Origin of the sequence: Streptomyces sp. NBC_00513, from assembly GCF_041431415.1 — a bacterium.
In the GTDB taxonomy this organism is placed as follows: Bacteria; Actinomycetota; Actinomycetes; order Streptomycetales; family Streptomycetaceae; genus Streptomyces.
In genome coordinates this window covers 4,207,675-4,233,077 of record NZ_CP107845.1, presented here as the reverse complement: position 1 = coordinate 4,233,077, position 25,403 = coordinate 4,207,675, and the positions used below count along the sequence as shown (strand labels likewise).

General features: G+C 71.5%; 22 protein-coding genes, 4 tRNA genes and 1 other RNA gene. 12 read left to right on the top strand and 15 right to left on the bottom strand.

Annotation, left to right across the window (positions count from 1 at the left end; all coding sequences use genetic code 11):
• Positions 1–188: 188 nt before the first annotated feature.
• On the top strand, positions 189–455 hold the full coding sequence (locus tag OHA84_RS19585) for a DUF3073 domain-containing protein (RefSeq protein ID WP_053680255.1): 267 nt from the start codon (positions 189–191) through the stop codon (positions 453–455).
• A gap of 86 nt (positions 456–541) precedes the next feature.
• Here the strand turns inward: OHA84_RS19585 and purM are convergent, their stop codons facing one another.
• Together purM and purF are read right to left on the bottom strand one after the other, a co-directional pair.
• A complete protein-coding gene (gene purM, locus OHA84_RS19580; RefSeq protein ID WP_053680253.1) occupies positions 542–1,612 on the bottom strand; it encodes a phosphoribosylformylglycinamidine cyclo-ligase in 1,071 nt (356 codons plus the stop codon).
• Between the two features lie 136 nt (positions 1,613–1,748).
• Entirely contained in the window at positions 1,749–3,266 is a 1,518-nt protein-coding gene (gene purF, locus OHA84_RS19575) for an amidophosphoribosyltransferase (RefSeq protein ID WP_053680251.1), read from the bottom strand.
• 160 nt (positions 3,267–3,426) lie between these two features.
• Here purF and OHA84_RS19570 point away from each other — a divergent pair, with 160 nt between their 5' ends.
• Positions 3,427–3,522, top strand: coding sequence for a putative leader peptide (locus tag OHA84_RS19570; protein WP_323178891.1), 96 nt, complete (start codon positions 3,427–3,429; stop codon positions 3,520–3,522).
• A gap of 158 nt (positions 3,523–3,680) precedes the next feature.
• On the top strand, positions 3,681–5,129 hold the full coding sequence (locus OHA84_RS19565) for a sulfatase-like hydrolase/transferase (RefSeq protein WP_266948800.1): 1,449 nt from the start codon (positions 3,681–3,683) through the stop codon (positions 5,127–5,129).
• Positions 5,130–5,277: 148 nt separating this feature from the next.
• Here OHA84_RS19565 and OHA84_RS19560 read toward each other — a convergent pair whose 3' ends face one another.
• From OHA84_RS19560 to purS, 5 genes are all read right to left on the bottom strand, one after another.
• Positions 5,278–6,102: an META domain-containing protein gene (locus tag OHA84_RS19560; protein ID WP_266948798.1), complete on the bottom strand. Its 825-nt coding sequence runs from the start codon at positions 6,100–6,102 to the stop codon at positions 5,278–5,280.
• An 83-nt stretch (positions 6,103–6,185) separates the two neighbouring features.
• Complete coding sequence (locus OHA84_RS19555) at positions 6,186–6,977, bottom strand: maleylpyruvate isomerase family mycothiol-dependent enzyme (protein WP_266948796.1); 792 nt, start codon at positions 6,975–6,977, stop codon at positions 6,186–6,188.
• Positions 6,978–7,108: 131 nt separating this feature from the next.
• Entirely contained in the window at positions 7,109–9,358 is a 2,250-nt protein-coding gene (purL, locus tag OHA84_RS19550) for a phosphoribosylformylglycinamidine synthase subunit PurL (protein ID WP_053680244.1), read from the bottom strand.
• The gene (gene purQ / locus OHA84_RS19545) at positions 9,355–10,035 is read right to left on the bottom strand and encodes a phosphoribosylformylglycinamidine synthase subunit PurQ (RefSeq protein WP_266970494.1); all 681 of its coding nucleotides are present in this window, start codon (positions 10,033–10,035) and stop codon (positions 9,355–9,357) included. The genes purL and purQ overlap by 4 nt, the downstream gene beginning before the upstream one ends.
• 2 nt (positions 10,036–10,037) lie before the next feature.
• Entirely contained in the window at positions 10,038–10,289 is a 252-nt protein-coding gene (purS, locus tag OHA84_RS19540) for a phosphoribosylformylglycinamidine synthase subunit PurS (RefSeq protein WP_008740952.1), read from the bottom strand.
• Positions 10,290–10,609: 320 nt separating this feature from the next.
• On the opposite strand from purS, the gene OHA84_RS19535 reads away from it, so the two are divergent.
• From OHA84_RS19535 to OHA84_RS19500, 8 genes are all read left to right on the top strand, one after another.
• Positions 10,610–10,927, top strand: coding sequence for an Lsr2 family protein (locus OHA84_RS19535; protein WP_053680241.1), 318 nt, complete (start codon positions 10,610–10,612; stop codon positions 10,925–10,927).
• Positions 10,928–11,014: 87 nt separating this feature from the next.
• Positions 11,015–11,086 (top strand) — tRNA-Gly (locus OHA84_RS19530).
• A gap of 74 nt (positions 11,087–11,160) precedes the next feature.
• Positions 11,161–11,233: transfer RNA gene (locus OHA84_RS19525), tRNA-Gly, on the top strand.
• Between the two features lie 152 nt (positions 11,234–11,385).
• On the top strand, positions 11,386–12,354 hold the full coding sequence (locus OHA84_RS19520) for an ABC transporter ATP-binding protein (RefSeq protein WP_266948792.1): 969 nt from the start codon (positions 11,386–11,388) through the stop codon (positions 12,352–12,354).
• Positions 12,351–13,133, top strand: a complete 783-nt coding sequence (locus OHA84_RS19515; protein ID WP_266970496.1) for an ABC transporter permease — start codon at positions 12,351–12,353, stop codon at positions 13,131–13,133. The genes OHA84_RS19520 and OHA84_RS19515 overlap by 4 nt, the downstream gene beginning before the upstream one ends.
• A gap of 32 nt (positions 13,134–13,165) precedes the next feature.
• A complete protein-coding gene (locus OHA84_RS19510) occupies positions 13,166–14,398 on the top strand; it encodes a sensor histidine kinase (protein ID WP_053680235.1) in 1,233 nt (410 codons plus the stop codon).
• Positions 14,399–14,460: 62 nt separating this feature from the next.
• Entirely contained in the window at positions 14,461–15,072 is a 612-nt protein-coding gene (locus OHA84_RS19505) for a response regulator transcription factor (RefSeq protein ID WP_053680233.1), read from the top strand.
• A gap of 22 nt (positions 15,073–15,094) precedes the next feature.
• Positions 15,095–15,167 (top strand) — tRNA-Gly (locus tag OHA84_RS19500).
• A 100-nt stretch (positions 15,168–15,267) separates the two neighbouring features.
• Here OHA84_RS19500 and OHA84_RS19495 read toward each other — a convergent pair.
• The 6 genes from OHA84_RS19495 to ffs form a co-directional block, all read right to left on the bottom strand.
• Positions 15,268–16,185 carry a phosphoribosylaminoimidazolesuccinocarboxamide synthase gene (locus OHA84_RS19495; protein ID WP_266970499.1) on the bottom strand — a complete coding sequence of 306 codons (918 nt, stop codon included), beginning with the start codon at positions 16,183–16,185 and terminating at the stop codon, positions 15,268–15,270.
• 152 nt (positions 16,186–16,337) lie between these two features.
• Complete coding sequence (locus OHA84_RS19490; RefSeq protein WP_053680228.1) at positions 16,338–17,816, bottom strand: N,N-dimethylformamidase beta subunit family domain-containing protein; 1,479 nt, start codon at positions 17,814–17,816, stop codon at positions 16,338–16,340.
• Positions 17,817–17,998: 182 nt separating this feature from the next.
• Positions 17,999–19,579, bottom strand: a complete 1,581-nt coding sequence (locus OHA84_RS19485) for a hypothetical protein (RefSeq protein WP_053680226.1) — start codon at positions 19,577–19,579, stop codon at positions 17,999–18,001.
• A gap of 276 nt (positions 19,580–19,855) precedes the next feature.
• Positions 19,856–21,109, bottom strand: coding sequence for a phosphoribosylamine--glycine ligase (gene purD / locus OHA84_RS19480; protein ID WP_053680224.1), 1,254 nt, complete (start codon positions 21,107–21,109; stop codon positions 19,856–19,858).
• A 60-nt stretch (positions 21,110–21,169) separates the two neighbouring features.
• Positions 21,170–23,392 carry a DNA polymerase III subunit gamma and tau gene (locus tag OHA84_RS19475; protein ID WP_266970502.1) on the bottom strand — a complete coding sequence of 741 codons (2,223 nt, stop codon included), beginning with the start codon at positions 23,390–23,392 and terminating at the stop codon, positions 21,170–21,172.
• 77 nt (positions 23,393–23,469) lie between these two features.
• An RNA gene (gene ffs, locus OHA84_RS19470) (signal recognition particle sRNA small type) lies at positions 23,470–23,564 on the bottom strand.
• 130 nt (positions 23,565–23,694) lie between these two features.
• On the opposite strand from ffs, the gene OHA84_RS19465 reads away from it, so the two are divergent.
• A tRNA-Ser gene (locus OHA84_RS19465) sits at positions 23,695–23,782 on the top strand.
• A 63-nt stretch (positions 23,783–23,845) separates the two neighbouring features.
• Here the strand turns inward: OHA84_RS19465 and OHA84_RS19460 are convergent.
• Positions 23,846–25,129: a site-specific integrase gene (locus OHA84_RS19460; protein ID WP_266970504.1), complete on the bottom strand. Its 1,284-nt coding sequence runs from the start codon at positions 25,127–25,129 to the stop codon at positions 23,846–23,848.
• 27 nt (positions 25,130–25,156) lie between these two features.
• A complete protein-coding gene (locus OHA84_RS19455) occupies positions 25,157–25,381 on the bottom strand; it encodes a helix-turn-helix domain-containing protein (RefSeq protein WP_266970506.1) in 225 nt (74 codons plus the stop codon).
• Positions 25,382–25,403 lie beyond the last annotated feature (22 nt).

Here is a 25,403-nt window from a genome sequence, read left to right as displayed (position 1 = left end):
ACCAGCGAGTACGGGGTGTCTCGTTGGTACTGCATCGGCGCGCGTGATGCGGGCGGCGTACCGTATGGCCGCTGAAGCAGGTACCGTTGAACCCCTACGGACGGTCTCTCCACGGAGAGCCCGCTCCGAACCATGAACGCGTGTCAGACTCTGGGGCCGTCGAGCCCCGTCACCGAGGGGGTCGAGCCATGGGGCGCGGCCGGGCCAAGGCCAAGCAGACAAAGGTCGCCCGCCAGCTGAAGTACAACAGCGGCGGGACTGACCTCTCGCGTCTGGCCAATGAGCTGGGCGCATCGCCGACAGAGCCGCTGCCCGTCAGCGCGCCGGTCGAGGTCGATGACGATCTGGATGACGAAGACGACCCGTACGCCAAGTACGCGGCTCTCTACAACGGCGATGACGACGAGGACGAGGACGATGAGTCCGGTCCTTCGGCTCAGCGCCGCGGCGCTTGACGCTCTGAACGTCGACGTCTGCAAAAGATCTCAAAAGTACTGAAACCCGGTCCAGGGCATCGCCCCGGACCGGGTTTCAGTGCTGCTCAGCTCGCGTAGGAACCGGTCAGGGTCGCGCCTTCGGTGTGGTCGCCCCGGTCCAGGATCTCTCCGGCGACCCAGGCGTCCACGCCGCGGTCGGCCAGTGCGGTCAGGGCCACGTCCACCGACTCCTGCGGGACCACGGCCATCATGCCGACGCCCATGTTGAGCGTCTTCTCCAGCTCCAGGCGCTCCACCTGTCCGGCCTTGCCGACCAGGTCGAAGATCGCGCCGGGGGCCCAGGTCGCCCGGTCGACCGTGGCGTGCAGGTGGTCCGGGATCACCCGCGCCAGGTTCGCGGCGAGGCCGCCGCCCGTGATGTGCGAGTACGCGTGGACCTCGGCCGTACGGGTGAGGGCGAGACAGTCCAGCGAGTAGATCTTGGTCGGCTCCAGCAGCTCCTCGCCGAGGGTCCGGCCGAGCTCCTCGACGTGACCTTCCAGGGGCATCCCGGCGCGGTCGAGGAGGACGTGCCGGACCAGCGAGTACCCGTTCGAGTGAAGACCGGAGGAGGCCATCGCGATGACGGCGTCCCCCGTACGGATGCGATCCGCGCCCAGCAGCCGGTCGTACTCGACGACTCCGGTGCCGGCGCCCGCCACGTCGAAGTCGTCGGGGCCCAGGAGGCCCGGGTGCTCGGCGGTCTCGCCGCCCACGAGGGCGCAGCCGGCGAGGACGCAACCCTCCGCGATGCCCTTCACGATGGCCGCGACACGCTCGGGGTGGACCTTGCCGACGCAGATGTAGTCCGTCATGAAGAGCGGCTCGGCGCCACAGACGACGATGTCGTCCATGACCATCGCGACCAGGTCGTGGCCGATGGTGTCGTACACGCCGAGGCGGCGGGCGATGTCCACCTTGGTGCCGACGCCGTCGGTGGCGGAGGCGAGCAGGGGGCGCTCGTAGCGCTTGAGGGCGGAGGCGTCGAAGAGGCCGGCGAAACCGCCGAGGCCGCCGAGGACCTCGGGGCGCTGCGTCTTCTTCACCCACTCCTTCATGAGTTCGACGGCGCGGTCGCCCGCTTCGATGTCGACACCTGCTGCTGCGTAGCTGGCACCGGTGGTCTTCTCTGTCATGACAGGAGAGAGCTTTCGTGTCGTTACTGCGGGTGGTGCACAGCCCTGGGAGAAGCTTGAAAGACAGGGCCGGGCGCAGGTCGAGCTGGGGCCGAGCCGGTCCGACCCGACCTGGTGGGGTCGGGTCGGACGAGGGCTACGGGCGCCGGAGCGCGTCGGCGGCGTCGGTACCGCCGGCGAGTTCGGTCTCCAGGAGCTGCTTGCCGAGGAGCTGCGGGTCGGGCAGTTCCATCGGGTACTCGCCGTCGAAGCAGGCACGGCAGAGGTTCGGCTTCTGGATGGTGGTCGCCTCGATCATCGCGTCGAGCGAGATGTACGAGAGCGAGTCGGCACCCATCGACGTGGCGATCTCGTCGACCGTCATGCCGTTCGCGATGAGCTCGGCCCGGGTGGCGAAGTCGATGCCGAAGAAGCACGGCCACTTCACCGGCGGCGAGGAGATCCGGATGTGGACCTCCGCCGCGCCGGCCTCGCGGAGCATCTTGACCAGGGCGCGCTGGGTGTTGCCGCGGACGATCGAGTCGTCCACGACCACCAGGCGCTTGCCCCGGATGACTTCCTTGAGCGGGTTGAGCTTGAGGCGGATGCCGAGCTGGCGGATCGTCTGCGAGGGCTGGATGAAGGTCCGGCCCACATAGGCGTTCTTGACCAGTCCGACGCCGTACGGGATCCCGCTGGCCTCGGCGTAGCCGACGGCGGCGGGCGTGCCGGACTCCGGCGTCGCTATCACCAGGTCGGCGTCGACCGGGGCTTCCTTGGCGAGGCGCCGACCCATCTCGACACGCGAGAGGTAGACGTTCCGGCCGGCGATGTCGGTGTCCGGGCGCGCCAGGTAGACGTACTCGAACACACAGCCCTTGGGCTTCGCTTCTGCGAATCGGGAGCTGCGCAGGCCGTTCTCGTCGATCGCGATGAGCTCGCCCGGCTCGACCTCGCGGACGAAGCTGGCGCCGCAGATGTCGAGGGCGGCGGTCTCACTGGCGACCACCCAGCCGCGCTCCAGGCGGCCGAGGACCAGCGGGCGGATGCCCTGCGGGTCACGGGCGGTGTAGAGGGTTCCCTCGTCCATGAACACGAGCGAGAACGCGCCCTTGACCTGAGGGAGGACCTTGGTGGCCGACTCCTCGATGGTCAGGGGCTTGCCCTCGTCGTCGACCTGGCCGGCCAACAGGGCGGTGACCAGGTCGGTGTCATTGGTCGCCGCCACCTGGGTGGCGCGGCCGTCCTGACGGGGGAGGTCGGCGACCATCTCGGCGAGCTCGGCGGTGTTCACCAGGTTGCCGTTGTGACCCAGGGCAATGGAGCCGTGGGCGGTCGCGCGGAAAGTGGGCTGCGCGTTCTCCCAGACGGAGGCTCCGGTGGTCGAGTAGCGGGCGTGACCGACCGCGATATGACCTTGGAGCGAGCCGAGAGAGGTTTCGTCGAAGACTTGGGAAACGAGGCCCATGTCCTTGAAGACGAGGATCTGGGAACCGTTGCTCACAGCGATTCCCGCGGACTCTTGTCCGCGGTGCTGCAGCGCATACAGTCCGAAGTAGGTGAGCTTGGCGACCTCTTCACCCGGAGCCCAGACACCGAAGACGCCGCAAGCGTCCTGGGGGCCCTTTTCGCCGGGGAGCAGGTCGTGGTTGAGTCGTCCATCACCACGAGGCACGCTCCCGAGTGTAGGCGAGATCGACCACTGGTCCGAATTGGGGACGGCCCGTAAAAGTCACAGTGCGGACAGTCGGGTAACCCGTGCGGAGGGTGACTGTCTCGATATCCGGAATGCCCTGGTTGACAGCCAGTCGTCGATTCGTACAAGCTTCCGGCTCATGCAGCCTCTCGGTGACCGCACCGTCACCCTCGTCGAGCGCCGGCACGTGGACCTCGTCCGTGTCGCGAGCGCCATCTGTTGTTGCCGGGCGTAGTTCCGCCCCGCGCTCCGGCGCGCCTTTTCTGATTCTCCCGGCGCCTCTCGCCGATTTCCCCCGCAGTGCCTTTTCGCTCGCCCCAGCCCGTTCCGCCGTGCCGTGCGCCGTCCCGCGCCGCCGCGGGGTGGGCCGGCGGGCCATGCCCTGGAGCACCCGTGACCTCGTCTGAATCCCACCTGTCCCGACGCGCCTTCGGCGGGGCGGTCGGCGTGAGTGCCGCCGCCGCGGCCGTCGGGCTGGGGGCCGCGTCGCCGGCCGCCGCGGCACCCGCCTCCGCTCCCGCCGACGCCCGGCACGCGGGCCCCGAGGAGCGGGAGTTCAAGGCCGCCGCCCGGGGGCGTCACTCCCGGCGGCCGAACATCCTGTTCATCCTCGGCGACGACCTCGGCTGGGCGGACCTGTCCTCCTACGGGTCCCCGCACATCAAGACCCCGAACCTGGACCGGCTCGCCCGCCAGGGAGTCCGGTTCACCGACGCGTACTCGGGCTCCGCGACCTGCTCGCCGACCCGCTTCAGCCTGTACACGGGGCGGTACCCGGGCCGTACCAAGGGCGGGTTGGCCGAGCCGATCGCCGACAAGTCCGTCGGCCTGGAGCCCACGCACCCGACACTGGCCTCGCTGCTGAAGGAGTCCGGCTACGCGACGGCGTTGATCGGCAAGTGGCACGCCGGGTACCTGCCGGACTACAGCCCCACCCGGTCCGGCTGGGACGAGTTCTTCGGCAACTTCGGCGGGGCCCTTGAGTACTACTCCAAGCTGGGCCTGGGCGGGGAGTACGACCTCTACGAGGGCGACGCCGAGTACAAGGACCTGCGCTACTACACGCGGATCATCACCGAGCGGGCGAGCGAGTACGTGTCCCGCGACCACCACGGCAAGCCGTGGCTGCTGAACCTCAACTTCACGACCCCGCACTGGCCTTGGATCGCCGACGGCGACACGAAGGAGAGCGCCGAGATCGTCCGCCGGATCAAGGCGGGCGACGGCCGGGCCCTGTGGCACCAGGACGGCGGCTCGGTGGAGAAGTACAAGGAGATGGTCGAGGACCTCGACCGTTCGATCGGCGAGGTGCTGAAGGCCCTGAAGCGCTCCGGCCAGGAGGAGGACACCCTGGTCGTCTTCTCCAGCGACAACGGGGGCGAGCGCTTCTCGTACAACTGGCCGCTCTCCGGCAACAAGGCCTCGCTCCAGGAGGGCGGGATCCGGGTGCCGAACATCGTGCGCTGGCCCGCGCGCCTGGACGGCGGACAGGTCAGCCACGTCCCGGTGTTCAGCCCCGACTGGACGGCGACCCTGCTGGAGCTGGCCGGTGCCCGGGCGCACCGCGCGTACCCGCTCGACGGGGTGAGCCTGGCCGGATACCTGCTGCGGGGCGAGCGGATCGCGGAGCGGAACCTGTTCTGGCGGGTGCGGGGCGAGCGGGCGCTGCGCCGCGGGGACTGGAAGTACTACCGGGGCAAGGCCGGCAAGGACCAGCTGTTCAACCTGGCCGGGGACGTCCGCGAGCAGGCCGACAAGGCGGCCGTGGAGCCGGCCAGGCTGGCCGAACTGCGGGCGGCCTGGGAGAAGACGGACGCGACGCTGCTCCCGTACCCGGCCTGACCCCGGCCCTCTGATCTGCCTGGTCCTGGTCCGTCTGATCCGTCTGATCCGTCTGGTCCGTCTGGTCCGTCGGGGCGTGGAGGCGCCGGCGGGCCCGGCCCGGCCGGTGTCCACAGGCTGTGGACACCGGCCGGGCCGGGGGCGGGGGTCATTCGACGGCGGAGGCCGCCTTGGCTCCCAGGCCCTTGCCGCTGCCGTCGGTGGCGGTGAGGGTCAGGGTGTCTCCCTGGACGCGGTGTTCGAGGGGGCCACTGGCGAACAGCGCGGTCAGCGCCCGTTCGACGTCACCGGCCGGGCCCGTGCAGGCCATCCGCGTCGAGGTCAGGGGCCCGAAGGTGATCCGGGACCCGTCGACGACGGCTCGGGCGGAGAACCGGTTGCAGCCGAGGTTGCCGCTCGCGGCGCCGTCGGCGGCGATGGTGAACCGGGCCTTGCCCGCCGCCTCGGCGGGCACCGAGGACACGGTGGCGCCCTGGATCAGGGAGTCCGCGCTCCAGTCGGTGGCGGTGAGCGGCGCGTCCGGGGTCCGGGGCTTCGTGGTCAGGGAGATGGTGTTCCCGTCCGCGGTCTTCAGGGTGAGGTGCTCCGGCCGGCTCTCGATCGTGAGCGCACCCTTGAAGAGCTTGGCGAAAGCCGTCTCGAACTTGATGTCCGGGCAGGCCATCGCGGTCCTGGAGCCCGGTTGGACGTTCATGGTCGAGCCCTTGATCTCCACCTTGGCCGACAGGCCGTTGCAGCCGTAGTTGCCCGTGGCCTCGTAGGGGGCCTCGGCGCCGATGGCCAGTCGGGCCGCCGCGGGCGCGGTCAGGGTCTTCCCGTCCACGGTCACGCTTTCCACTGACCAACTCGTCCCCGGGAGGCCCGGTGATGGATCCGGGCCGGAGGGGGTCGTCTGGTCCGCGCAGGCGGTCACCGCGGTGGTGACGGTGACGGCGAGCGTGAGGGCGGCGAGGACGTGCCGTTGCTGACGCATGCGTCTGGGACGGGCGAGGTGCCCGGACGGTTCCCTTCCGCCCGCCGCCCGACCGACGTCCGACCCTCCGGGGAGGGTTTCCCTCAGCCCATCAGCGGGAGCAGCGGGCCCAGATCGGCGCGTTCGCCGCTCGCGCTGAGCCGGGCCCCGTCCAGCGCCTCTTCCCAGGTCGTACGGCCCGTCGCGAGCCGGATCCAGGTCAGCGGGTCGGTCTCCACCACGTTGGGCGGGGTGCCCCGGGTGTGCCGGGGCCCCTCCAGGCACTGGACGACGGCGAAGGGCGGGATCCGCAGCTCCACCGAACCCCCGGGGGCCTTGTCCGCGAGGGCGTCGGCGAGCAGCCGGGTGCAGGCGGCGAGGGCCTGCCGGTCGATCGGGATGTCGAGGCCGGCCGCCCGGTTGAGGTCGTCGGTGTGGACGACCAGCTCCACGGTGCGGGTGACCATGAACGGCCCGAAGGCCATCGCGCCGACCCGCAACCCGAGCAGCCGGCCGTCCGGGACCACCCTCAGCAGTTCGGCGAGCCGGGTCGCCGACTCCTCGTAGAGCGGGCCGAGTTCCTCGCCGGCGGCGGTCTCCCGGGCCAGTTCGTCGATCTGTCCGGCGATCCCGGCGGTGGCGAAGGGCCAGTTCCGTACGGTCAGCTCGGCTTCGGCCGGTTCGGGCCGCGCCACCGCCTCGGGGATGGAGCGGATGATCCAGGCGAGGTGCGCGGCGAGGTCCCGTACGGTCCAGGCGCCGAGGTGCGTGGGGCGGGCCAGTTGCTCGGGGGTCAGCGTCGCCACGGCCGCGGCGACGTGGCCGAACTGTGCGGTGACGGCCGCGCGGATCTTGGCGGAGTCGTAGGTACGCGGCTTCTTCCGGGCGGTCGGCATGGGGCCGACCCTATCCGGCGTGAGAAGCACCACGGACTGCGCCGGCCGGACGGGAAGGGAGAACGGCCGAACACGCGCGAGCCCCCGCCCGGAGGACTCCGGACAGGGGCTCGACGACGCGGCGGGCGGGATCAGGCGAGCAGCGCCGGGATCGTCGCCTCGTGGGCGGTCCGCAGTTCCGCGAGCGGAATCGTGAACTCGCCCTGGATCTCGATCTCCTCGCCGTCCACCACGCCGATGCGGGCGGCCGGCAGGCCCCGCGCACCGCACATGTCGGTGAAGCGGAGCTCCTCGCTGCGCGGGACGGCCACGACGGCCCGGCCCGCGGACTCGGAGAACAGGAAGGTGAAGGCGTCCAGGCCCTCGGGCACCACGATCCGCGCACCGTTGCCGCCGCGCAGGCAGGACTCGGTGAGCGCCTGGATCACGCCGCCGTCGGACAGGTCGTGCGCGGCGTCGATCATGCCGTCGCGCGAGGCCGAGATCAGGATCTCGCCGAGCAGCTTCTCGCGGCCCAGGTCCACCTTCGGCGGCATGCCGCCGAGGTGCTGGTGCACGACCTCGGACCAGGCCGAACCGCCGAACTCCTCGGCGGTGTCGCCGAGCAGGTACAGCAGCTGACCGGCCTCCGCGAACGCCATCGGCGTGCGGCGGTTGACGTCGTCGATCACACCGAGGACCGCCACGACCGGGGTCGGGTGGATCGCGGTCTCGCCGGTCTGGTTGTACAGCGAGACGTTGCCGCCGGTCACCGGGGTGCCCAGCTCCAGGCAGCCGTCCGCGAGACCGCGGGTGGCCTCGGCGAACTGCCACATGACGCCCGGGTCCTCGGGCGAGCCGAAGTTGAGGCAGTCGGAGATGGCGAGCGGCTTGGCGCCGGTCGCGGCGACGTTGCGGTACGCCTCGGCCAGCGCGAGCTGCGCGCCCGTGTACGGGTCGAGCTTCGCGAAGCGGCCGTTGCCGTCGGTGGCCATGGCGACGCCGAGGTTGGTGTCCTCGTCGATGCGGACCATGCCGGCGTCCTCGGGCTGCGAGAGCACCGTGTTGCCCTGGACGAAGCGGTCGTACTGGTCGGTGATCCAGGACTTGGAGGCCTGGTTCGGGGAGGACACCAGCGCCAGGACCTGCGCGCGGAGCTCCTCGGAGGTCTCCGGGCGGGGCAGCTTGCCCGCGTCGTCGGCCTGGAGGGCGTCCTGCCACGCGGGGCGGGCGAACGGGCGGTTGTAGACCGGGCCCTCGTGGGCGACGGTGCCCGGGGGCACGTCCACGATCTGCTCGCCGTGCCAGAAGATCTCCAGGCGCTCGCCGTCGGTGACCTCACCGATGACGGTGGCGATGACGTCCCACTTCTCGCAGATCTCCATGAAGCGATCCACGTGCTGCGGCTCGACGATCGCGCACATGCGCTCCTGCGACTCGCTCATGAGGATTTCCTCGGGCGAGAGCGTCGCGTCGCGCAGCGGGACGGTGTCGAGTTCGACGCGCATGCCGCCGGAGCCCGCGGAGGCCAGCTCGCTCGTGGCGCAGGAGAGCCCGGCGCCGCCGAGGTCCTGGATGCCCGCGACGAGCTTCTCCTTGAAGATCTCCAGGGTGCACTCGATGAGGAGCTTCTCCTGGAACGGGTCGCCGACCTGCACGGCCGGCCGCTTGGTCGGCTTGCTGTCGTCGAACGTCTCCGAGGCCAGCACGGACACGCCGCCGATGCCGTCGCCGCCGGTGCGGGCACCGTAGAGGATGACCTTGTTGCCGGGGCCGGAGGCCTGGGCCAGGTGGATGTCCTCGTGCTTCATCACGCCGATGCAACCGGCGTTGACCAGCGGGTTGCCCTGGTAGCAGGCGTCGAAGACGACCTCGCCGCCGATGTTCGGCAGGCCCAGACAGTTGCCGTAGCCGCCGATGCCGGCGACGACGCCCGGCAGGACGCGCTTGGTGTCGGGGTGATCGGCCGCTCCGAAGCGCAGCGGGTCCACGACCGCGACCGGGCGGGCGCCCATCGCGAGGATGTCGCGGACGATGCCGCCGATGCCGGTGGCCGCGCCCTGGTAGGGCTCGATGTACGACGGGTGGTTGTGCGACTCGACCTTGAAGGTGACCGCGTAGCCCTGGCCGACGTCGACGACGCCGGCGTTCTCGCCGATGCCGACGAGCATGGCGTCGTTCTCCGGGACCTTCTCGCCGAACTGCTTCAGGTGGACCTTGCTGCTCTTGTACGAGCAGTGCTCGGACCACATGACCGAGTACATGGCGAGCTCGGCGCCCGTGGGGCGGCGGCCGAGGATCTCACGGATGCGGGCGTACTCGTCCTCCTTGAGGCCGAGTTCCTTCCACGGCTGGGAGGCGTCCGGGGTGTCGGTGGCGTGCTTGACGGTGTCGAGGCTCATGCGCTGACCAGCTTCTTCAGGACCGAGGTGAAGAACGGGAGACCGTCGGTGCGGCCCGTCCCGATCAGCGGTTCCACCGCGTGCTCGGGGTGCGGCATGAGGCCGACGACGTTGCCCGCGGCGTTGGTGATGCCGGCGATGTCGCGCAGCGAACCGTTCGGGTTCCCGTCCAGGTACCGGAAGGCCACTCGCCCTTCGGCCTCCAGTTCGTCCAGCACACGCTCGTCGGCGGTGTAGCGGCCGTCCATGTTCTTGAGCGGTACGGAGATCTCCTGGCCGGCGGTGTAGTCGCCGGTCCACGCGGTCTCCGCGTTCTCCACGCGCAACTTCTGGTCGCGGCAGATGAAGTGCAGGTGGTTGTTGCGGAGCATCGCCCCCGGCAGCAGGTGGGCCTCGGTGAGGACCTGGAAGCCGTTGCAGATGCCGAGGACCGGCATGCCGGCCCTGGCCTGCACGATGATGGTCTCCATCACCGGCGAGAAGCGGGAGATGGCCCCGGCGCGCAGGTAGTCCCCGTAGGAGAAGCCGCCCGCGAGGACGACCGCGTCGACCTGGTGCAGGTCCTTGTCGCGGTGCCACAGCGAGACCGGCTCGGCTCCCGCGATGCGGATGGCGCGCAGCGAGTCACGGTCGTCGAGCGTTCCGGGGAACGTGACGACTCCGATGCGAGTGGTCACCCTCAGGCCTCGACCTTCACGGTGAAGTCTTCGATGACGGTGTTGGCGAGGAAGGTTTCGGCCATCTTGTGGATGCGGTCGAGGGCGGCCTGGTCGACCGGTCCCTCCACCTCCAGTTCGAAGCGCTTCCCCTGGCGGACGTCGGCGATCCCCTCGAAGCCCAGCCGCGGCAGTGCACGCTGCACCGCCTGGCCCTGGGGGTCGAGGATCTCCGGCTTGAGCATGACGTCGACTACGACGCGTGCCACTGGCACTCCCGTGTGGTGGTTGGTGCGAAGGCGGTTCCATCAGCGTACCCGGCGAAAATTTCTACGCGGGTAGATATACCTTGAGCATGATCCGCGAGCCGTTTCAGCTTCACCAACGCTTCGCAAAATCCACCGGAAAACCACGTGCCCGGGATTGCGGCGGGACACGCGGAGAGAATTAACTGGGCTTCGCAATTCAATGCGAATCACGGTACAAAGGAATCGGTCGGGATTCCGACGGATTGATGCATTGCTCCGAAACATCCACACAGGCGACATCACCGCATGTCAGCACGCGGTGACCTCGCACGAAGGGACCGATATCCGTGGCGCAGCGCGTAGTAGTCACGATCTCCGACGACATCGATGGCGGAGAAGCGGCGGAAACGGTCGTGTTCGCCCTGGACGGTAAGTCGTACGAGATCGACCTCAATGTCGCCAACGCAAAGAAACTGCGGAAGGGCCTCGCTCCCTTCGTGGCCGCCGGGCGCCGACAGGCTCGCTCGGGTAAGGCGTACAAGCACACGTCGATCGCCCCCGATCCGGCGGTCGTCCGGGCCTGGGCCCGGTCGAACCAGCACGACGTGCCGCCGCGCGGCCGCATCCCCAAGCGCGTCTACGAGGCCTACAACGCTGCCCACTGACCCCGGATTTGCCATCCACCCCCTCCGATCGGCTAGTGTGTGGATCACGCCAAGGGGCGAGGCCGCAAGGCCAAGACCCGAAGTCGTGCGGGTGTAGTTCAGTAGCAGAACACCCCCCTTCCAGGGGGGAGGCGCAGTGTGCAATCCCTGTCACCCGCTCTGCACGCTTTACCGACCACGGTTGTGGATCAGGTAGAGTGATGCTCGCAGCGCACGGCTTTACGTCGTTGCATGCGGACGTAGCTCAGTTGGTAGAGCACCACCTTGCCAAGGTGGATGTCGCGCGTTCGAGTCGCGTCGTCCGCTCAGTGTGACAAAGGCCCCGATCATTGATCGGGGCCTTTGTCGTGCGTTCACCCCTATACCCGCGCCTTTGCCCGGCCCCGTCTGACATATGTCATCCCCCGTCATGACAGCGCGCACTGCCGACGCGGCCGGTCCGCCGCGAGCCTTGATTCATGACCGACACAGTGATGACCGACACGGTGATCCGGGCGGAGGAACTGCGACGCCGCTACGCCGGCGGCTTCGAGGCCGTCCGCGGCGTCTCCTTCTCCGTGGAACGCGGCGAGATCTTCGCCCTGCTCGGGACGAACGGCGCCGGCAAGACCTCCACCGTGGAACTCCTGGAGGGACTGGCCGCACCCTGCGGGGGGCGGGTACGGGTCTTCGGGCTCGACCCGTACAAGCAGCGGGCCGAGGTCCGGCCGCGTACCGGGATCATGCTCCAGGACGGTGGCTTCCCCTCCGACCTGACCGTCGCCGAGACCGTCCGGATGTGGGCCGGGGTCACCACCGGCGCCCGGCCCGGGGCGGAGGTCCTCGAACGGGTCGGGCTGGCCTCGCGGTCCTCCGTACGCATCAAGCAGCTGTCCGGCGGTGAACGGCGCCGGCTCGATCTGGCCCTGGCCCTGCTGGGGCGGCCGGAGGTGCTGTTCCTCGACGAGCCGACGACCGGCATGGACCCCGAGGGCCGCCGGGACACCTGGGAGCTGGTGCGGGAGCTGCGCGCGGAGGGCACCACGGTGCTGCTGACCACGCACTACCTGGAGGAGGCCGCGGAGCTCGCCGACCGGCTGGCGATCCTCCACGAGGGGGAGCCGGTGCTGACCGGTACGCCCGCCGAGGTGACCGCGACCCGGCCCTCGCGGATCCGATTCACGCTCCCGGAGGCGGTGCCCGCGGCGCGGCTGCCGCTGTCCCTGCGGGCGGCGGCCGACGGACGGCGGGTGGAGATCCGTACCGAACGGCTCCAGGAGAGCCTCGGGGAACTGCTGCGGTGGGCGCACGAGGCCGAGGTGGAGCTGGTCGGGCTCGACGCCCGGTCCGCCTCGCTGGAGGAGGCCTTCCTGGAGATCGCGCGGAGCCGCCGGAGCCCCCTCTCCGGCGTCCGGACCGACGAGGACGAGAGGGCGGGAGCCCGATGAGCGTGCCGAACCTGACCGCACCGCGCCTGAACCCCCGCCGGCTCAGCGCCCTGGGCCGCTCCGAGCTGACCCTGCTGCGGCGCAACCGGACCGCTCTGTCCATGGCCCTGTTGATGCCGGCGGCCATGGTGTTCCTGCTGCGCTCGACACTGGTCGACGTGGACGAGCAGAGCGCCGCGGCCCTCGGCCGGTCCACCCTGAGCGGCGGCATCGGACTCGTCCTGCTCCTGGTCGTCTACATGAACCTGGTCTCCGCGTACGTGGCCCGGCGCGAGGAACTCGTCCTCAAGCGGCTGCGCACCGGCGAGGCGGGCGACCTGGAGATCCTCGCCGGCACCGCGCTGCCGGCCGCGGTCGTCGCCCTCGGGCAGATCGGCGTCCTCGTCCTGGCCGGGGCCGCCGCCCTGGACGCGCCGATGCCGGACAACCCGCTGCTCCTGATCGTCGCGGTGCTCGCCGCGATCGTGTTGCTGGCCGGCTTGGCGGCGCTGACCAGCTCCTTCACCCGGAGCGTGGAGAGCGCGGGCATCACCACGGTGCCGCTGCTGCTGGTGAGCCTGCTCGGCTCGGGCCTGTTCGTACCGATGGACAGCCTTCCGCGGACGCTGGCATCGGTGTGCGAACTGCTTCCGCTGAGCGGCGTCATGACGCTGGTGCGGGGCGCGTGGGACGGTGCGCCGGCCGGGGACCTGACCGGGGCCGCGCTCGTCACGGTGGCCTGGACCGTGAACACCGTGTTTGCTGTCCACCGGTGGTTCCGCTGGGAACCGCGGCGCTAGGAAACGAAAGCGAAGTCGGGGGGACGGGGACCGTGTCGAAGCTGACCGGGTGGTGGAAGAACCGCAGCAGTGCGGGGAAGGTCGAGCTCTACACACGCTGGTCGTTCCATCTCTTCGTGGCGGTCGAGATCCTGACCTTCGGCCTCGGCGGCCTGGTCCTCGGCCCGCGGGAGGTGCCGGGCTCCGCCGAAGTGGGCCTGCTGGTGCTGATGTGCGTGCACTCCGTGCTCGTCGGGTTCCTCTCCTCCCGGGCGCTGGACTGGCTGGTGGGGCGCCGGGACCGGCCGGTGTGGGTGGCGGTGGCGACGATGATCGTGACGGCCCTCGGGTGCGTGGCCGTCCTCCTCCTGCGCCGGACCGGGCACATCGACGAGGCCGTCGCCCCGATGCTGGTGACGGGCATGACCTGCTTCGCCTCCGGCTCGCTGGTGATGTGCCTGGAGAAGGTCCGGCACATGTGGGGGGTGGCGCCCGCCCACGCCGTGGGGACCGGCCTGGCGGTGGTCGCCGTGGGGCTGCCGGTGGTGGAGGGCGTCGGTTATGCCATCGGGGTGCTGCTGAGCGGCCTGTTCCTCAGCTTCGCCTGTGGCTTCTCGGGGTGGCTGCTGCGGATCGTGTACGAACTCGACCGCGCCCGGGAGCTCCAGGCCCAGCTCGCGGTGGCCGAGGAACGGCTGCGGTTCGGCCGGGACCTGCACGACGTGATGGGGCGCAACCTGGCGGTCGTCGCCCTCAAGAGCGAGCTGGCGGTACAACTGGCCCGGCGCGGCCGTCCCGAGGCGGTGGAGCAGATGATCGAGGTCCAGCGGATCGCCCGCGAGTCGCAGCGCGAGGTACGGGACGTCGTGCGCGGCTACCGCGAGGCGGACCTGGCCGTGGAGCTGGAGGGCGCGCGCGGGGTGCTGAGCGCGGCGGGGATGGACTGCCGCGTCGAGTTCGAGGCCCGCCGGGCGCTGCCCTCCGAAGTGCAGTCGGCCCTGGGCTGGGTGGTCCGGGAGGCGACCACCAACGTCCTGCGGCACGGTGACGCGCAGAGCTGCCTGATCCGGCTCGCCGAGGCCGCGGACGGATCGGGCGCGCTGACCCTGCTGGTGGAGAACGACGGAGCCCCCGAGACGCCGGCCGGTCCGCCCGGTTCGGGACTCGCGGGGCTGCGCGAGCGCCTCGCGGTGGTCGACGGAACCCTGTCGGCGGGCCCGACCGAGGGCGGCCGGTTCCGGCTGCTGGCCCGGATCCCCGAACAACGACTGGAGGTGCGGGCATGAGCCCCGCGCCCACGACTGACGGTGCGGGCGTGAGCCCCGTACCCGCGACTGGAGGTGCGGGCGTGAGCCCCGTACGCGTGCTGCTCGCCGACGACGAACACCTGATCCGCGGCGCCTTGGCCGCGCTGTTGGCCTTGGAGGACGACCTGCTGGTCGTCGCGGAGGCGGCCTCGGGGCCGGAGGCGCTGGCGATGGCCCGGGCGCACCGTCCGGACGTGGCGGTGCTGGACCTGCAGATGCCGGGGGCGGACGGTGTGAGTGTCGCCACATCGTTGAAGTCCGAACTCCCCGGCTGCAAGGTCATGATCGTGACCAGTCACGGCCGGCCCGGCCACCTCAAGCGGGCCCTCGCGGCGGGTGTGCGGGCCTTCGCGCCGAAGACGGTGTCGGCGCAGCGACTGGCCGAGCTGATCCGAACCGTGCACGCCGGAGGCCGTTACGTGGACCCCGAGTTGGCGGCCGACGCGATCAGCGCGGGGGACTCCCCGCTGACCGCCCGGGAGGCCGAGGTACTGGAACTCGCGGCGGACGGGGCGCCGATCGCGGAGATCGCGGAGCGGGCCTCGCTCACGCAGGGAACGGTGCGCAATTACCTGTCCTCGGCGGCGACGAAGCTGGGGGCCGAGAACCGGCACACGGCAGTGCGTCTCGCACGCCAGCGAGGTTGGGTATAGTGGGTACCGCGCTACGGCGCATGCGGACATAGCTCAGTTGGTAGAGCACCACCTTGCCAAGGTGGATGTCGCGCGTTCGAGTCGCGTTGTCCGCTCTGTACGAAGAAGCCCCCGGTCCTCGGACCGGGGGCTTCTTCGTGTTGCCGGGTCCTCGGTGCCCCCCGGCCCGCTGGGCGGGCCGGGGACACGGGACGTTCAGCGGCCGGTCTTGGCGGTCCAGGTCAGGCCGGTGAGCCGCTCGTACGCCTCGATGTACTTGGCGCTGGTCTGCTCCACGACCTCCTGCGGCAGTGCCGGGGGCGGGAGTTCGCCGTTGCGGTCCCAGCCGGAGGCCGGGGAGGTCAGCCAGTCTCGGACGTACTGCTTGTCGAAGGAGGGCTGGGCGCGGCCCGGCTTCCACTGGTCGGCCGGCCAGAACCGCGAGGAGTCCGGGGTCAGCACCTCGTCGGCGGCGACCAGGGTCCCGTCGGCCCCGAAGCCGAACTCGAACTTCGTGTCGGCCAGGATGATGCCCCGGTCGCGGGCGATGTTCCGGGCGCGGGTGTAGATGGCCAGGGTGGCCTGGCGCAGCAGCGCTGCCGTCTCGGTGCCGACGGTCCGCGCGACCTCCTCGTAGGAGACGTTCTCGTCGTGCTCGCCGACGTCGGCCTTGGCGGCCGGGGTGAAGATGGGGCCGGGCAGCTCGGAGCCGTCCACGAGGCCCTCGGGCAGGCCGAGTCCGCAGACCGTGCGGGTCTGGTCGTACTCGACGAGGCCGGAGCCGGTGAGATAGCCGCGGGCCACGCACTCGATCGGGACCATGTCGAGGTTCTGGCAGATCAGCGTGCGGCCGGCCCAGTCGGCGGGGGCGCCGGCGGGCAGGGTGGTGCCGATGACGTGGTTCGGGACGATCTCCTTGAGCTGGTCGAACCACCACAGGGAGAGCTGGGTCAGGACCCGGCCCTTGTCCGGGATCTCGGTGGGCAGGACCCAGTCGAAGGCGGACATCCGGTCGCTGGCGACCATGACGAGGTTGCCGTCCTCGTCGCGGTAGAGATCGCGGACCTTGCCGGTGTGGAGGTGGACGAGGCCCGGCACCTGAGCCGGCTCGGGCTTTTCGACGAATCCGGACACGGGGTCTCCCTGTGGTTCTGTACGAGCGCGATCCCATTGTCCCGTACCGGGCCGCGCGCCCTCGCCAGGGGGCGCGGCCCGTCGCGTCGGCCGCCGGTCCGGCGCGGGATGCCGGGCCGGTCCAGGAGCCGTGTCGGTCGGTGGGGGCCGTGTCAGTCGTGTTTGCAGATCCGGTCGAGGAGATTGGCCGTGGCCCGCTGGATCCGCTCGTCCACGTGGCCGGGGCGGTCGAGCGCCGGGGACCAGGCGAAGGTGCCGGACGCGAACACCCAGGCTCCGCTGGGCGACCGGTACAGGGACGTCTCTTGGTGCCGCTTGGCGCCCTCGCTGTCGAGGTACGGGGAGTGCGCGAGCAGGATGCGGTCCTGGTGCTCGGGAAGCTGGGTGCGCGGGAAGTACCGGTCGGCCTCGCCTGCGACCAGTCCGTCGAGCTCGTCGTTCTCGGCGGCGCCGGTGGAGTCCCAGAGCCAGTGCGTGGCGTTGCGCACGATCAGGGGCGCGGGCTCGGGGACCCGCCCCGCGTACTGGATGCCGAGCAGTTGCTGTTCGGGGCGGTCTACCTCGCGCCACAGGCTGGGGCGGCCGGGTCCGCGCCGCTTGCGGCAGGTGAGGAGCCGGTCCTCGACCCCGGACGGCGAGGGGGCCAGTTCGACCTGCCAGTACATGGTGTTGGCGGAGAGGAACACGAGCGAGGTGCCGTGCTCGCGGGCGCGCTCGACGGTGCGGCGCATGGGGGCCGACCAGTACTCGTCGTGCCCGGGGAAGACCAGGCCCCGGTAGCGGGTGGGATCGACGCGGCCCGCGTGCAGGTCCCGGGTGTCGGCGTAGGCGATGTCGTAGCCGTAGCGCTCGGCCCAGCGGATGAAGTCGTAGGCGTGGCCCACGTGGAGCGGCAGGCCGGCGCCCGCGTAGGGGCGGTCGAAGGACACGGTGGTGGCGGCGTCCGCCTCCCCGAGGAGACGGCCCTGCTCGTCCCAGGCGTGGTAGAGGCTCGCGCCCGTGTGGCCGTCCTCCGGGTAGAGGTTGTAGGCCTGCCAGGTGATGTCGGGCAGCAGGAGCAGCAGGTCGGCGGGCTCGTCGTCGCGGACGGTGAAGGGAATGTGGGAGCGGTAGCCGTCGACGGTCGTCAGGACGGCCACGTACGCGCCGACGTTCCAGTACGAGGGGACCTGGAGCCGCCAGGACAGCCACCAGTGGTGGCAGGAGACCGTCCGGTCGGCGGTGAGCGCGGCCGGTTGGACGATGCCGGAGAGCCGGGGACTGGAATGGATCTTGCTGGCGCCGTCGCCCGCGTAGTGGCCGATGCGGTAGATGTCGACGGAGAACTGTTGGGGCGGGTCCACGGTGATGTGGAAGTCGATCGCCTCGCCGGGGGAGACCGCCCCGGTGGAGGCGAAGCCCTTGATCTGCCGGTGGACGTCGTCGGCGGTGAGCGGGCCCCCGCCGCTGCGGGCGCGCGGAATCTGACCGGGGGCGACCGCGGGGTCCACGTACCAGGGGACGACCTGGCCGGTGTCGTCGAAGTACAGCTCGCTCCCCCGGAACCAGGGCAGCGGTCCCTGCCCGAAGGGATCGTTCACCGCGTGCGCGAGCGCACCTGACTCCCACCGCCGGATCTGGTCCGCACTCATCCCGCTCCCCTCCCTCGCTCCCCCGAACGTGCATCCGTCGACCCCAGCACATCACATAACGCGCGCACTCCGTCACCGTTCGTCGCGAAAAAGCCTTGTCGCGTGGCCGGCCGGCGTCGGGGCCGGATCCGGGGCGAGGGAGCGCGCGCGGGCGCGCGGTCCCGGGCGGCGCCTGCCGCGCCTCACACCAGCCGGACCGGCTTCTCCGGGCGGACGCCGATCTCCTGGAGCCAGTCCCGCAGGGGCTCCGGGTCGCCGTCCTCGACCAGGCACAACACCCGGGGCGCGAGGTCCGACCGGCGTGCGCCGCCTACCAGCAGCACGGGGCCGTCGAGCCAGTCCAGGCCCGGCGCGGCCCCGGCGGAGTCCACGGCCGCGCAACAGACCAGCGCCGTCACGTGGTCGGCCAGCAGGTCCCGGCCGCTGCGCGGTGCCTGGAGCGGGAAGAGCGGGACGGCGTCCGCGGCCCGTGCCACGGCCGAGTCCGGCCCGGACTCCTCCCGCGCGAGGTCGCCGCTGAGCCTGCCCGCCAGCGACTCCCCGGCGGGGACGGCGTCCGTGAGGAAGGCGATGACCCGCTCCACCGTGGGTACGGCGGGGGCCGCGAGCCCGTCGAGGGCGGCGTGCAGTCGGGCGGCCTCCGTGCGCCACTTCCGGTCCACGACCTCTTCCGGGTACGCGGTCCAGTCCACCGGGGACCAGTCCGGGCCCGCCTCGGCCGGACCTCCGTGGAAGAGGCGCGCGGCCAGCAGCGAGGCGGCCTCGTCGACGGCGCCCGGCTGCTCCAGCAGATCGCACGCGGGGCGCTCGCCGAGCCGGGAGGTGAACCCGTCCGCGAGGCGGTCACGGCGGGACAACTCGGTCAGCGCCGACACGACGCCGGCGTCGAGCCGTGCGGGCCAGCGGCCCATCCGCCAGGCCGGCAGGGCCACCCGGGTCAGCAGCCGGTCCCAGCCCGCGTAGGCCAGCCCGACCTGCTCCTGGGCGACGATGCGCAGCCCGTAGTCCACGCCCTGGGCGCGGTCCGACGCGGCGGCGGCCACTCCGCGCTCCATCTCCGCGGCGTCCACCCGGCACAGCCGCAGCAGCAGCCGGGCCGGCGGAGCGATCCAGCCGAGGCCGGGCCTGCCGCCGACGTCCACGGCGGCGTCGAGCCCCCGTACGAAGCCGCGGGCGTCGGCTATGTCGGGATGCGCGGAGGGGCCCGTGCCGGCGACGACCGGCGCCAGGACGGCACGGAGTTCCGCGACCCGCATCCACCACAGGAACGGCGAGCCGATCACCAGCACGGGGGCCGCGCCGGGCTCGGACTCGGCCCGGCCGGCCGCCGTGTCGGCACGGCGGTGGGCGGGGTGGGTGCGGTCCTCCAGCCAGCTGTCGCAGTCCGGGGTCAGGGCTATCGCGGAGGGCGGGGGCACGTCCATCCGGTCGGCGAGGTCCCGCACCAGCCGGTACAGATCGGGGGCGGCGGTCTCGGACAGCGGCACCGTCGGGGTGACGGCGGGCCCGGCCCGCAGCACTACGGCGGCGAAGACCCCGCCGACCAGCAGCACCAGGGCGGCGACCGCGCAGACGATCAGGGTCACCGCGGGCCAGGGGTCACCGGCCAGCCGACCCGTCATCCGGGCGGCGACGAGCACCACCGCGAGGGCGGCGGGCAGCAGCGCGAGGGCCAGCGCCCTGCTGCGGACCCGCAGCACGGCGAGGGCTCGGGAACGCGCGGACGGCGTCCCGACTTCAGCGATCGAACCGGTTCCGGACACGGCCGGACCTCACCCCCTCTGCCCTGCGGCGGCTTTGCTCACTCCCCCACTGTGACACCCGCCACCGACATCGCAATGCCGGTGGGCCATGTGCCGGAATGCTTGCGCCGCACCCTAGTTGGGGCCGGCGCGACAGTCAGGCGGTCCGGGCCACCATCACCCGATGGAATGGCTTTGGGTAAAGGTGGGTGCGTTCGAACGCGGCCGGATGCAGTCGCACGCGCGGGCCCGGGCGCGCAGAGTGCGCCCGGGCCCGCGTTCTCGTCGTTCCGCTGTTCAGCGGCCTTCGGCGGCCTTCGCCGCGATGTCCGTGCGGTGCTGCGCGCCGTCGAGCCGGATGCGGGCGACGGCCTTATACGCCCTCTCGCGGGCCTGCGCCAGATCGGAACCGGTCGCCGTCACCGAGAGGACACGGCCGCCCGCGCTGACGACGGCGTCGCCGTCACGGCGGGTCCCGGCGTGCAGCACGTACGCGTGCGGTGCGTCCTGCGCGGCCACGTCGGCGAGGCCCTCGATCGGGTCCCCGGTGCGCGGGGTCTCGGGGTAGTTGTGCGAGGCGATGACGACGGTGACGGCGGCGTCGTCGTGCCAGGCGAGCGGCGGCTCGGTGTCCAGGGTGCCCCGGGCCGCGTTCAGCAGCACGCTCGCGAGCGGGGTGCGCAGGCGGGCGAGGACGACCTGGGTCTCGGGGTCGCCGAAGCGGGCGTTGAACTCGATGACCCGGACCCCGCGCGAGGTGATCGCCAGACCGGCGTACAGCAGGCCGGAGAAGGGGGTGCCGCGCCGGCGGAGCTCGTCGACGGTCGGCTGGAGGACGGAGGCCATGACCTCGTCGACCAGCTTCGGGTCGGCCCAGGGGAGCGGCGAGTACGCGCCCATGCCGCCGGTGTTGGGGCCCTCGTCGCCGTCGAGCGCGCGCTTGAAGTCCTGCGCGGGCTGGAGGGGGAGGACGGTGACCCCGTCGGTGATGGCGAAGAGGGAGACCTCGGGGCCGTCGAGGAACTCCTCGATGACGACCCGGTCGCAGGCCAGCGCGTGGGCGCGGGCGGCGGCGAGGTCGTCGGTGACCACGACGCCCTTGCCGGCGGCGAGGCCGTCGTCCTTGACGACGTACGGGGCGCCGAAGGCGTCGAGGGCCGCGTCCACCTCTTCGGGGGTGGTGCAGACGTAGCTGCGCGCGGTCGGTACACCCGCCGCGGCCATCACGTCCTTGGCGAAGGCCTTGGAGCCCTCCAGTCGGGCCGCGTCGGCGGAGGGGCCGAAGACGGGGATGCCGGCCGCGCGGACTGCGTCGCCGACCCCGGCGACCAGCGGGGCCTCCGGTCCGACGACGACCAGGTCGGCGCCGAGATCGACGGCGAGGCGGGCCACCGCGTCACCGTCGAGGGCGTCGACCGGGCGCAGTTCGGCCACCTCGGAGATGCCGGCGTTGCCGGGAGCGCAGTACAGGGCGTTGACGTCGGGGTCGAGGGACAGAGAGCGGCACAGGGCGTGTTCGCGGGCGCCGCCGCCGATGACGAGGACCTTCACGCCATGAAGCGTAGCCCGCGCTCCGGATTCTCTTTCGTGCGGCCACCCAATGAGACGGCCCTACTCGTTCGTGTATTCCTCCACAACGGTGGCTCCGAGCTCCCGCACGATCAGGTCGTGTCCCGTCAGGGCGCTGTCGACGAGGTCGGGGTCGTCCTCCTCGGGGACGTCGTCCTCCGGGGAGACCGGCGGCGGCGCCTGCCGCTCGGGCGGCTGCGGCGGGGGCGCGGACTGCTGGGACGGCTGCTGGTACGAGGCCGGCTGGGACGGCTGCTGCGGAGCCGGGGCCTGCTGCTGCGGGGGCGGCGGGCTGTACGCGGGCGCGGCCGGGGCGGAGTACGAACCCATGGCGGGCACGGGCGCGCCACCGCCGACCACGGCGTCGATCTTCCAGTTGACCTGGAACTGCTCGGCCAGAACGGCCTTGAGGACGTCCTCGCTGCCGCTGCTCGCGAAGTTGTCGCGGGCTCCGACATTGGGGAAGCCGAGCTGCAACGTCGTTCCGTCGAAGCCGGTGACCTGGGCGTTCTGGCTGAGCAGGATCCAGGTGAAGCGGCGGCGGTTCTTCACCGCCTCCAGGACGGCGGGCCACATGGCCTGTACCTGGCCCGCTCCGGCGGCCATGCCGGGCGAGGGGATGGCGGGCGCGGGGCCGGTCGGGGCGGCGGCGGCCGGGGCCGGCGCGGGTGCGGGGGCGCCCGATCCGGGTGCGGTGGCGCTGGGCCAGGCGCCGGCGGCGGGAGCCTGGGCGGCCGGGGCGGGGGATTGGGCCGCCGCGGCGGGGCTCGCGGCGCCGGGCCATGCGCCCGGCTGGGCCGCGGCGGGGGCGGGTGTCCGGGCGCCGGCGCCCGGCTGGGCGGCGCCGGGCCAGGCACCGGGTGCGGTGGCGGGCTCCTGCGCGGGTGCGGGTGTCGCGGGCGGCTCCGCCGGGGCGGGGGCGGCCGGGGCCTGCACGGGGGGCGGGGGTGTCGCGGGCGCGGGCTCCGGTTCGGGGGCCCGGACGGCCGCGCGGGCGGCGGCCATGCCGCCTGCGGGTCCGGCCGGGGCCATGCCGTGGGCCTCGGGCCCGGGGACGTACCCCATGGCGGGCATCGCGGCCGGCGCTGCGGCTGCCGCCGCCGCGAACCCGCCGCGCTCCAGGCGGTCCAGGCGGGCCTGGAAGGAACGCTCGTCGTCGAAGGCGGCGGGCAGCAGCACGCGGGCGCAGATCAGCTCCAGCTGGAGCCGGGGCGAGGTCGCGCCCCGCATCTCGGTGAGCCCGGTGTTGACGAGGTCGGCGGCGCGCGACAGCTCGGCGGCGCCGAAGACGGAGGCCTGGGCCGTCATCCGCTCGACGACATCGACGGGGGCGTCGATGAGCCCCTTCTCCCCGGCGTCGGGGACGGCGGCCAGGATCACCAGGTCGCGCAGCCGCTCCAGCAGGTCGGCGACGAACCGGCGGGGGTCGTTGCCGCCCTCCACCACGCGGTCGACGACCTCGAACGCGGCGGCCCCGTCCCCGGCGGCGAAGGCGTCGACGACGGAGTCGAGCAGCGATCCGTCCGTGTAACCGAGGAGGGACGTCGCCATGGCGTACGTCACACCCTGATCGGCGGCGCCGGCGAGCAACTGGTCCATCACCGACATCGAGTCACGCACCGACCCGGCGCCGGCCCGCACGACGAGCGGCAGCACGCCGTCCTCGACGGTGGCGCCCTCGCGCCCGCAGACCTCGCCCAGGTAGTCCCGCAGGGTCCCGGGCGGGACGAGCCGGAAGGGGTAGTGGTGCGTCCGGGACCGGATGGTGCCGATGACCTTTTCCGGCTCGGTCGTGGCGAAGATGAACTTCAGGTGCTCCGGCGGCTCCTCGACCACCTTCAGCAGGGCGTTGAAGCCCGCCGAGGTGACCATGTGGGCCTCGTCGATGATGTAGATCTTGTAGCGGCTGGAGGCGGGCCCGAAGAAGGCCTTCTCCCGCAGGTCACGGGCATCGTCCACACCACCGTGCGATGCGGCGTCGATCTCGATGACGTCGATGGACCCGGGGCCGTTGCGCGCGAGGTCCTTGCAGGACTGGCACTCCCCGCAGGGGGTCGGCGTGGGACCTTGCTCACAGTTCAGGCAGCGGGCCAGGATGCGCGCGCTGGTGGTCTTGCCGCACCCTCGTGGACCGCTGAACAGGTACGCGTGATTGACCCGGTTGTTCCGCAGGGCCTGCATCAGCGGTGCAGTGACATGCTCCTGACCGATGACCTCGGCGAACGACTCGGGGCGGTAGCGGCGGTACAGCGCAAGGGACGACACGTATACGAGGTTATCCGGGCCCACCGACAAGAGCCGCCCACCGGCCCGCGGATCCCCCGCCGGGCCGCCCCGGAACGCAAAACGCCCCCCACGCACCCGCCAGAGCCCACTTACCCTTGCTGCCTTCCGGCCCTGGGGGAGTTGGGTGAGATAGCGCCACGTGAGGGGCTGGCCCCACCCTAGCCGATGAAGCGCCCCGGAATCGACCCTGGTCGGTTCCGGGGCGGTTCCGGATCCGTCCCGGTCCACCGCCCGACGATCACGTTCGCGAGCACCCCTGAACGTCTTGTATTGTTTGCCCCGGAGGATTCGCCTAGTGGCCTAGGGCGCACGCTTGGAAAGCGTGTTGGGGGCAACCCCTCACGAGTTCGAATCTCGTATCCTCCGCCATTGCTCTCACCGGGCAATACGTCGAAGAGCCCCACCGCTTGCGGTGGGGCTCTTCGTCGTTCCTCAGGTCTCGTTGTCCTGGTCTTTGTCCACAAGGACCTTCTGCGAAGGGCCCCAGATGGCCTCCCCGATCTTCTGGGCCACGTCCTTCAGCATGGCGTCGGGCACGTGCAGGTACCGCGCGCGCATCCGGGAAGAGGTCCCCGCTTCCCAGCCCATGATCTGGTCGATGACCCTGTCCGGAACCCCGAGCAGCATGAGCACGGTCGCGGCGGTGTGCCGTGCGTCGTGGAGACGCGCGTCCCTCACCCCCGCGTCTCCGATGAGCTTCTTCCAGTCGTGGTAGTCCGTGTTCGGGCTGAGCGGACCGCCGAGCGGCTTGGTGAACACGTACTCGGACTCAGTCCACAGGTCGCCGGCCGCCTTCCGCTCGCGGGCCTGCACCTCCTTGTGAGCCCGGAGCATCCGGACCAGAGGCCCTGGCAGGGGCACCGCACGGCGCCCAGCGCGCGACTTGGTGTTCTTGGTCTCCCGCCGCACCTGGCTGCGCAGGGGGCAGTACCCGGCCTTCCGGCCGCACGGATCGGCTTCCTTGCATCCGTGCGCGTACTTCGGCCGCAGCCGGTTCCGGCGCAGCTTCAGGTACTCGTTCTCCAGGTCCACGTCGGCCCACCGGAGCCCCAGCGTCTCCCCCTGCCGCAGGCCGAGCGCGAGGGCGAGCATCCAGCGGGCGCTGTTGCGGCGCTTGTTCACCTCGATCAGCAGGCTCTGGATCTCCTCGACCGAATAGGGCTCGATCTCGTCTTCGGCCTCCTCCACGCGTGGCGGCTTGGCCAGCGCGGCGGCGTTCTTCGCCGCGTGGCCGCGCCTTACCGCCTCGCCGAGGGCCGTGCGCGCGGTCCGGTGGGCCTGGTGCGCCGTGGCGGGCTTGCTGCCCTTCGACTTCATCAGGCGGTAGAGGCTCTCCAGGTGTTCCGGCTCCAGGCGGTCAATCCGGTGCCTGCCGATACCGGGCACGAGGTGCACCCGAACGGCCACCTCGTATCCGTCGTAGGTGTTCTCGCTGACGGATTCCTTGGCGATGTTCTCGACCCAGTGCCACAGCCACTTCTCGACCGTCCACAGCTTCCCGGGCTGCTGGGCAGTCCCCTGGTCACGCTGCTTCTCCAGCCGCTTGACCTCCTCCATGAGGAGATCCTCCGTAAGCCGGGTGATGTGCCTCCGGTACGGCTCGCCGTTGTCCCGGTAGCCCATCGGCACCCTGGCGTGCCAGCGTCCGTCCTTTCCGAAGTAGATCGCGGTTTCGCCGTTGGCGCGGCGGGTGCCCTTCTTGCTCTTCTCTGCCACAGGCAGACTCCTGTCTCAGGTGGGCCGTCAAGCCGCGTGTTGGTGGGTGCGGAGGCGGGTCACGTACTCGGCCGGCGCATCGACCGGGACCCTGCGGAGTCCACCGATCAGCACGGACTCCAGCGCGCCAGTGCGGATCAGCGCGAAGCAGGTGGTTCTGCCGACGCGGAGGCGGCGGGCGGCTTCCTCGACGGTCAGCAGCACCAGCGTTGGATCTGCCGCGTGGGACACGGCGTCATGGGCGTCATGCATGGGCTCGCTCCTTGGCGGCCCG